Consider the following 8,146-nt stretch of genomic DNA (forward strand, 5'->3'; position numbering starts at 1 on the left):
GCATGCTGGTTGCCTGTCGAGAAAGTGCAACAACGAGTGTGGATCAGCCTGGAAGACCCGGGAGCACTCTAACGAGCATAAAGGCGCGGCCTGAAGCGCCCATCAGCTGCGCCTTGCCTCTTGAAAAGGGAACCACCCTTCCCTTCGAGACAAGACACAACTGCTGCACGCTTCAGGTCACGCTGAGTACGCAAGGAGTTATTCAGAGGCTCCCTTGCGTCTCATCGCTTGCAGCCAAGCTCCCACATCAGCTGTCTCACGGCAGAGCCCACAGCGCGGGGCCGGAAGTATTCAGGCCGCACAAGCACATCCCCGCGTTGTAGCTTGTAGCTTGTAACTCACAGCTCAAAGCTCGTAGCTCGCAGCTATCTTTTCTCCAGCAACCGCTTGGTCATCAACAACGCCGCGATCACCCTTGCCTCCGTCACATCCTCGCGCTCGATCAACTGATCCAGCTCGGACAGTTTCCAGGGCACAACTTCCAGAGGCTCAGGTTCGTCGCCAGGCAGGGATTCCTCGTACAGATCTTCTGCCAGCACCACCTTGATACGGTGCCCCATGTAGCCCGGCGACAGGGTCATTTCCTTTAACAGGGTGAGTGAGCGGGCACCGTGGCCGGCTTCTTCCTTGAGCTCGCGGTTGGCGGATTCGCGCCAGTCTTCGCCATGCTCGCAGGCACCCTTGGGCAGTGTCAGCTCATAACTGTCGGTGCCGGCACCGTATTCACGGATCATCAGCACGGTATCGTTATCGAGCAGGGGCACCATCATGACCGCCGGGATCGGCGGGGTGCGCAGGCGTTCATAGGTGCGCTCCACGCCGTTGGAAAAGCGCAGATGCAGCTCTTCAATGCCAAACAATCGGCTGCGGGCCACCAGTCGGGTGTCGAGAATCTCGGGCTTCTCATCCATAATGGTATTGCCTTCTTGTGAAGAGCGAAGACTAACCTGAACGACCGGGAATTGCATGATTGACTGGCAGTCTGTGGACACCGTGTTACTGGATATGGACGGCACCCTGCTGGACCTGCGTTTTGACAACTGGTTCTGGCAGCGACACGTCCCTGAAGCCTATGCCCGCCAGCTGGGGCTACCCCAGGACGAGGCAGATCGCATCATCCACGACTGGATCAGCAGCCATCAGGGCACCCTCAACTGGTATTGCCTGGATTTCTGGACCGATGAACTCGGGCTGGAAATTGCCCGCTTGAAAAGCGAGGCCCGTGACCGCATCTCCGTGCGACCCGGGGCCGAGCGGTTTCTGCAACGGCTACAGCAATCCGGCAAGCAGATCATCATGGTGACCAACGCCCACCGTGATGCACTGGATGTGAAAGTGGCCCAGACCGGCATCGACCAGTACTTCCATGAGCTGGTGTCCAGCCATGATTATGGTCACCCCAAGGAGGCGCAGGCCTTCTGGCAGCATTTGCAGCGCCACTTGCCCTTCGAGCCCACCCGGGCCCTGCTGGTGGATGACTCCCTGCCAGTACTGCACAGCGCCAAACTGTATGGCATTGGTCAGCCGGTGAGCATCCTGCACCCGGACTCCAGCCTGCCCAAACGGGAGCACACCGATCCCTTTGTGGCCATTGATGATTTCGATTCTGTGCTGCCGTGAGCAGGCACAATAAACAGAGTGACCATGGAAAGCGTACGCATTGATTCCTGGCTGTGGGCGGCCCGCTTCTTCAAGACCCGCACCCTGGCCAAGACTGCCATCGAGGGCGGCAAGGTCCATATCGATGGCGGCCGCACCAAGCCCAGCAAGGCGGTGCAGCCGGGCCAGACCGTAACCATCACCAAGGGCACGGAGCACTTTGAAGTGATCGTCCGCGACCTGAGCAGCAAGCGCGGCCCCGCCAAGGTGGCACAGACGCTCTATGAGGAAACACCGGAAAGCATCGCCAAACGGGAAATGAGCAGCGAACAGCGGAAGCTGTCCCGGGCGGCGGCAGCAGCTCCGGACCACAAGCCCAGCAAGAAAGAGCGCCGCGATATCCAGCGCTTCAAGCGAGACAACGACATTTAAAGGCCCGCCAATCCGGGCCCGAACCAGGACATCATCATGCAAGACCACAAGCAGCGCTTCCTCTTTCCAGATTCCGACATTCGCGGTGAGCTGGTACAGGTAGAAAGCAGCATCACCCGCATTCTGGAAGGCCACAGCTATCCGCTTGCGGTACAGGGGCTGATTGGCGAGGCGGTGGCCGCGGTGGCGCTGCTCGCCAGCACGCTGAAGTTCAAGGGGCGCCTGGCCCTGCAGGCCCAGGGCCACGGCCCGGTGTCCCTGCTGCTGGCCGAATGCACCAATGACGGTGAGCTGCGTGCGGTGGCCCGCCACAGCGATGGCCAGGACTGGAGCGAAGGGGATGTCCGCACCCTGATTGGCGATGGCCACATGGTGATCACCATCATCCCGGAACAGGGCCAGCAATATCAGGGCATCGTGCCACTGGAAGGCGACACCCTGGCCCAGTGCCTGGAAGCCTACTTCCAGCAATCCGAACAGCTGCCCACCCGCCTGTGGCTGGCCAGCGGCAATAACCGCGCCGCCGGGCTGCTGCTGCAGCGCCTGCCCAACCAGATCGCCGGCACCGACGCCAACGGTCAGATGTGGGAACACCTGGAGGCCCTGGCCAGCACCCTGACCATGGAAGAGCTGCTCAACCTGGACGACCAGACCATCCTGCACCGCCTGTTCCACGACACCCCGCCCCAGCTGCCGGAGACCAACAGCCTCAAGTTCGGCTGCACCTGCTCCCGTGAACGCAACCGTAACGCCCTGATTTCCCTGGGAATCGAGGAACTGCAGACGCTGCTGGACGAAGACGGCGAAGTGGAACTGACCTGCGACTTTTGTCGACATCAGGAGAAGTTCGACGCGGTGGATCTGGCGGAGATGATCAGGGAAATCAGTTAACAGTTAATAGTGAACAGTTAACAGCGGCGCGAACCCCGTCTTGGGGTTCCCACCCCCCGGAGGCCGCGTCCACCCTTGGGCGCGGCCTCCGGCATTTCGGCGCCTGACGGCCCAAAACCGCGCACTATTCACTGTTAACTGTTAACTATTCACTGTCCCTGGCGCATGACCCGTCAGTCCGAAGGGGAATCGCCACTGTTTCAGATTTCTGGCATAATCGCGCGCCTGTGCTGACTGGAGCGTGCTCTGGTCACCCTTTGTCTTGCCCGCAGGCAGTAAAACGGGCACGAGACCGGCACTGTTACCCGCAATGCGAACCCGGTACGGAACACCACGCCGTGCCATGGCGATTAGCCCAGGAATGACCATGACCGACCCGATTGTTTATAACGACCTCAGCCCAGCCCAGCTGGTAGAAATGGCTGTTCAGCGTAACGAAGGCCGCCTGTCCGACACCGGCGCCCTGGTGGTGGAAACCGGTCACCGTACCGGCCGCTCCCCCATGGACCGTTACATCGTTGACGAGCCGAGCACCAGCGAGCACATCCACTGGGGTGCCATCAACCGCCCCTTCCCGGCTGACAAGTTTGACGCGCTCTGGGATCGCGTTGCCGGCGCCACCGCCGAAAGCGACTCTTTCGTTTCCCACCTGCACGTGGGTGCCGACTCTGATCATTACCTGGCGGTAAAAGTGACTGCGCAGACCGCGTGGCACAACCTGTTCGCCAACACCATGTTCATCCGCCCGGAAAAATACAATCCGCGCAGCAAGGAAGAATGGCAGATCCTGCACGCCCCGCACTTCCAGTGCGAGCCGGAGCGTGACGGCACCAACTCCGATGGCTGCGTGATCCTCAACTTTGCCCAGCGCAAGGTGCTGATCGCCGGCATGCGTTACGCCGGTGAAATGAAGAAAGCCATGTTCTCCGTACAGAACTTCCTGCTGCCGGAAAAAGACGTGCTGCCGATGCACTGCTCCGCCAACGTGGGCGAAGACGGCGACGTGGCCCTGTTCTTCGGCCTGTCCGGCACCGGCAAGACCACCCTGTCCGCCGATCCCGCCCGTTACCTGATCGGTGACGACGAGCACGGCTGGGGCAAGGACGTAGTCTTCAACATCGAAGGCGGCTGCTACGCCAAGTGTATCGACCTGAGCCAGAAGAACGAGCCGGTGATCTGGGACGCCATCAAGTTCGGCGCGGTACTGGAAAACGTCATCATCAATGACGAATCCCGCACCGCCGACTACACCGACGTGTCCCTGACCCAGAACACCCGTGCCGCCTATCCGCTGGAAAACATCGACAAGAAAGTCGAAGCCAACCGCGCTGGCGAACCCAAGCACATCATCTTCCTGACCTGCGACCTGACCGGCGTACTGCCGCCTGTCTCCAAGCTGACCAAGGAAGCGGCCGCTTACCACTTCCTGAGTGGCTACACCGCGCTGGTCGGTTCCACCGAAATGGGCTCTGGCGGTGGCATCAAGAGCACCTTCTCCACCTGTTTCGGCGCCCCGTTCTTCCCCCGTCGTGCCGGTGAGTACGCCGAGCTGCTGATCAAGCGCATGGAAGAATTCGGTTCCAAGGTTTACCTGGTCAACACTGGCTGGACCGGCGGTCCTTACGGTGAAGGCGAGCGCTTCAGCATCCCCACCACCCGTGGTGTGGTCACTGCGATCCTGTCCGGCGATCTGGACGAAGCGGAAACCGAGCACCTGGAGATCATCAACCTGGACGTGCCGAAAGTGGTTCCCGGCGTCGACAGCAACCTGCTGCAGCCCAAGAACACCTGGGCCAACCCGGAAAACTACGAAGCACGCGCCCGCGATCTGGCCGAACAGTTCGAGAAGAACTTCGCCGAGAAATACGCGGATGTGTCCGACGAGATTCGCGCTGCCGGCCCCAAGGCCTGAGCGGAGTGAGTTGCTGAAAGAGCCCGCCACCGGCGGGCTTTTTCTTTATCGCCCATGGTGCAGACCCGCGCCATCGGGAAGATAAGGATTTTCCAGTTCGACCCACGCACCGTCCCGGGTTGAGCTTTGCATTTCCGGCGCAGCAACCTCTGCACCGGCCGCCCCAAAAGGGCCTGCCTTTGAAGAATAATTCAGAAAAGCCAAATGAATTAGCACGGTCGCCATCCTGTAAATGGCGCACCTGACAGGAGCTTCAATGAGCAAACCCAAGATTGTTGTCGTTGGCGGTGGTGCCGGCGGCTTGCCTCTCGTCACCCGCCTGGGCCGCAAGCTCGGTCGCGTCGGTAACGCCGATGTCACCCTGGTGGATTCCTCCAGCATCCATGTCTGGAAGCCCCGCTTCCACGAAGTGGCTACTGGCGCCATCGATGCGGATCTGGATGCGGTGGACTACCGCGCCCATGCCCAGCTGAATCACTACCGCTTCGAGCCAGGCACCCTCACCCAGGTGGATACCGCGGGCCAGCAACTCACCCTCGCCCCGTTGTTCGATGAACACGGCAAGGAAGTGCTGCCCGAGCGCAAGCTGGACTACGATTACCTGGTGCTGGCCACCGGCAGCCAGAGCAACGACTTCGGCACCCCCGGCGTGCGCGACAACTGCCTGTTCATGGACAGCCGCACCCAGGCAGAACGTTTCCGTGAGCGTTTCCTGAATGCCTGCCTGCATGCCAACTACGAAGGCAAACCCGTCTCTGTCGCCATCGTTGGTGGCGGCGCCACCGGTGTAGAACTGGCAGCCGAACTGCATCATGCCGTGTCCATGCTCAACTTCTACGGCCACGACAAGCTGGATCGCAAACACCTGCAGGTAGACATCATCGAAGCCGCGCCACGGATTCTGCCGGTACTCAGTGAGCGCGTCTCTGCCACCGCCACCAAACGCCTGGAAGCGCTGGGCGTGAAGGTGCGCACCAGTGTCATGGTCGCCGAAGCCACTGAAGAAGCCTTCGTGCCGAAAGACGGCGACCCCATCAAGGCCGACCTGCTGGTGTGGGCCGCCGGGGTGAAATGTCCGGAATGGCTCGGCCAGATCGATGGCCTCACCACCAACCGCATCAACCAGGTGGAAGTGGAACCGACCCTGCAGGCCAAAGGCCACAAGAATATCTTCATCATCGGTGACGCCGCCTTCCTGATCCCGGAAGGCGCCGAACGCCCGATCCCGCCGCGCGCCCAGTCTGCCCAGCAGATGGCCCAGCACACCGCCCGCAGCCTGCAACAGTTGCTGATGAACCGCGAACCGCGCCCGTTCGAATACAAGGACCACGGCTCGCTGGTATCGCTGTCCAACTACAGCTCCGTGGGCATGCTGATGGGCAACCTGAAAGGCGGCAACTTCTTCGTGGAAGGCTGGCTGGCGAGAATGATGTACATCAGCCTGTACCGCATGCACCAGGCCGCGCTGTACGGCTGGCCGAGAACGGTGATGCTGCTGATCGCCGGGCGCTTTAACAAGCTGGTTCGGCCGCGGTTGAAACTGCATTAAAGGGCGAGTTGAAAGTTTAAAGTTCAAAGTTGAAAAGCGCGGGACAGGCACGACTAATCGACAACGCCCATCCCGCGCCCCCTCGCAGTAGGAGCCTGCCTGCAGGCGATCTTTTTGCTTGCAGGCATAGTCAGGGGCATGGAGCGCTCCCACAAAGAGGTCGTTCCTGATTAGGGCGACCTTTTTATTTTTGTAGGAGTTCCACTTGAGGGACGAACGCGCGCAGCGCAAAACCGCCGGCAGGCGACCTGTCTGTTGGCACAACGGACCCTCATCAACGCTGTTGGCTTAACCCCTTTATCTCTGCCATGAGATAGGCTTCATTTTCTGGCTTACCATTTTCCCTGGCATAATCGACTGCCGTTGAGCCCTGCACATCCTCAAGCATCGGATCCGCACCATACTCCAGCAATAGCTTTATCATTTTTATATCGGCGTGTTGAGCCGCATGCATCAAAGGTGTGCGCTGCCATTTTTTAATACCCACACAATAGGAAGGCGCGCGGTAGATGGCATACTTTTCCAGTTGATATGCATGGTTCGCATCCGCTCCGCCCACCAACAACACCCTGGCACTCTCAAGCTCGCCGAACTCCACCGCATAATAAAGTGAGGTTTTCCCAAAAACATTTTGGTGATCAGGGGCGAACCCCGCCTGCAGCAGCGTCTTCAAATAATCCGGGCTATTGATCACTATCGAGAGAGGAGACTCCGATCTTGTTCTATCATTCTTGGCCGATGGGGAAATTGAATTCGCCAGAGTGGCAACAACGGAGATAGACGGGGAGTGAAATAGCAGCCTGCGCAGGCTATTAAGCTTTTGCGCATCAGAAGCCAGATCCAACCCCGCCAAAAACCGGTCATATTGCCCCTGTATTGCCTCAGCCGTGTAATCAACCTGCGCTTCTGGCTGCCAATCATGGCGGTAACGACCAAAGCCATATTCAGATATGGATGACAGTGCCCGGTCTGCATATCGCTCCGCAGTTTCAGCGTTAACCGGATGGTTATCCAGATACCATTGAACCAACTGAGGCCTGATTCTTTTCAACTCTGCCTGATAAGCCAGGTAGAGAGCCCTATTATGGCGACTGTAATAGCTCCACTCTTCAAAATACCTTTCTCTCTTGCCTTCTCTTGCTTCGCGAATCTTTTTTTGTTCCGGCATTTCCTGCCATTCATGCGTGTAGTACCCGAGCTGCGATAAATCGAACTGAAAGTATCTCCAGCGCGCATAAGCCATTGATCCTGTACAGTGAGGCAACCCCCACTTTGAAGGCTGCCGAATACTTCCCGCCATAGACAAAATTGTTTTCAGGAAAGACTGCTGCGAAAGACTCTTTGGGCAACCATAATCAACTTCATTCGGAGAACCATGCCCCGTACCCAAGTCAGCCCCCGAGGAAAAGACGAGCTCTGGAAAGGCCTCCATTTCCTCGCAGGTAATCTTCTTATCATCCCAGGGACTTTCATCCGCAGTTGCCACCCCCGACAGCAGCATCAACACAACCAAAATCTTCATAAACATCCGCATCCATTCAGACGATCCTGAATTCAAACAAATCGCGTCAGCATTTAACACCCACAAAAGATTCAGCATTCACAACACTCGTGGAGAGATACAAGGAGTTCCGCTTGAGGGACGAACGCGCGAAGTGCGGCCCCGAAGGGGTGAGCGCAGCGAATCACTGGAATTCCAACAAAAAAGGCCGCCCCGGTTAGGGGCGGCCTTTTTCTGTTGGGTCTCTCTGTGTACTTGGGCC

The 8,146-nt window shown here is 58.8% G+C and carries 7 protein-coding genes; 5 read left to right on the top strand and 2 right to left on the bottom strand.

Features of this window, described 5'->3' with window-relative positions:
• Positions 1-365 precede the first annotated feature (365 nt).
• On the bottom strand, positions 366-911 hold the full coding sequence (nudE, locus tag MWU49_RS10640; RefSeq protein ID WP_246971830.1) for an ADP compounds hydrolase NudE: 546 nt from the start codon (positions 909-911) through the stop codon (positions 366-368).
• A gap of 55 nt (positions 912-966) precedes the next feature.
• Between nudE and yrfG the strand changes: the two genes are divergently transcribed.
• The 5 genes from yrfG to MWU49_RS10665 all read left to right on the top strand — a co-directional run bounded on the left by yrfG (position 967) and on the right by MWU49_RS10665 (position 6,383).
• Complete coding sequence (gene yrfG, locus MWU49_RS10645) at positions 967-1,620, top strand: GMP/IMP nucleotidase (RefSeq protein ID WP_246971849.1); 654 nt, start codon at positions 967-969, stop codon at positions 1,618-1,620.
• Between the two features lie 24 nt (positions 1,621-1,644).
• Positions 1,645-2,031 (top strand): S4 domain-containing protein, encoded by a 387-nt coding sequence (locus MWU49_RS10650; protein WP_246971852.1) that lies wholly within the window; start codon positions 1,645-1,647, stop codon positions 2,029-2,031.
• A gap of 36 nt (positions 2,032-2,067) precedes the next feature.
• Complete coding sequence (hslO, locus tag MWU49_RS10655; protein ID WP_246971855.1) at positions 2,068-2,922, top strand: Hsp33 family molecular chaperone HslO; 855 nt, start codon at positions 2,068-2,070, stop codon at positions 2,920-2,922.
• Positions 2,923-3,289: 367 nt separating this feature from the next.
• On the top strand, positions 3,290-4,834 hold the full coding sequence (locus MWU49_RS10660; protein ID WP_246971859.1) for a phosphoenolpyruvate carboxykinase: 1,545 nt from the start codon (positions 3,290-3,292) through the stop codon (positions 4,832-4,834).
• A 256-nt stretch (positions 4,835-5,090) separates the two neighbouring features.
• Positions 5,091-6,383 carry an NAD(P)/FAD-dependent oxidoreductase gene (locus MWU49_RS10665; protein WP_246971870.1) on the top strand — a complete coding sequence of 431 codons (1,293 nt, stop codon included), beginning with the start codon at positions 5,091-5,093 and terminating at the stop codon, positions 6,381-6,383.
• A gap of 274 nt (positions 6,384-6,657) precedes the next feature.
• On the opposite strand, the gene MWU49_RS10670 is transcribed toward MWU49_RS10665, so the two are convergent.
• Positions 6,658-7,983, bottom strand: a complete 1,326-nt coding sequence (locus MWU49_RS10670) for an ankyrin repeat domain-containing protein (protein WP_246971881.1) — start codon at positions 7,981-7,983, stop codon at positions 6,658-6,660.
• Positions 7,984-8,146 lie beyond the last annotated feature (163 nt).

This window comes from Alcanivorax sp. S6407 (assembly GCF_023016115.1).
Taxonomy (GTDB): Bacteria; Pseudomonadota; Gammaproteobacteria; order Pseudomonadales; family Alcanivoracaceae; genus Alcanivorax.

Bases quoted from the DNA above. Each gene is read 5' to 3' on its own strand.
- nudE (WP_246971830.1), bottom strand. From the start codon at position 911: ATGGATGAGAAGCCCGAGATTCTCGACACCCGACTGGTGGCCCGCAGC.
- yrfG (WP_246971849.1), top strand. From the start codon at position 967: ATGATTGACTGGCAGTCTGTGGACACCGTGTTACTGGATATGGACGGC.
- MWU49_RS10650 (WP_246971852.1), top strand. From the start codon at position 1,645: ATGGAAAGCGTACGCATTGATTCCTGGCTGTGGGCGGCCCGCTTCTTC.
- hslO (WP_246971855.1), top strand. From the start codon at position 2,068: ATGCAAGACCACAAGCAGCGCTTCCTCTTTCCAGATTCCGACATTCGC.
- MWU49_RS10660 (WP_246971859.1), top strand. From the start codon at position 3,290: ATGACCGACCCGATTGTTTATAACGACCTCAGCCCAGCCCAGCTGGTA.
- MWU49_RS10665 (WP_246971870.1), top strand. From the start codon at position 5,091: ATGAGCAAACCCAAGATTGTTGTCGTTGGCGGTGGTGCCGGCGGCTTG.
- MWU49_RS10670 (WP_246971881.1), bottom strand. From the start codon at position 7,983: ATGCTGAATCTTTTGTGGGTGTTAAATGCTGACGCGATTTGTTTGAAT.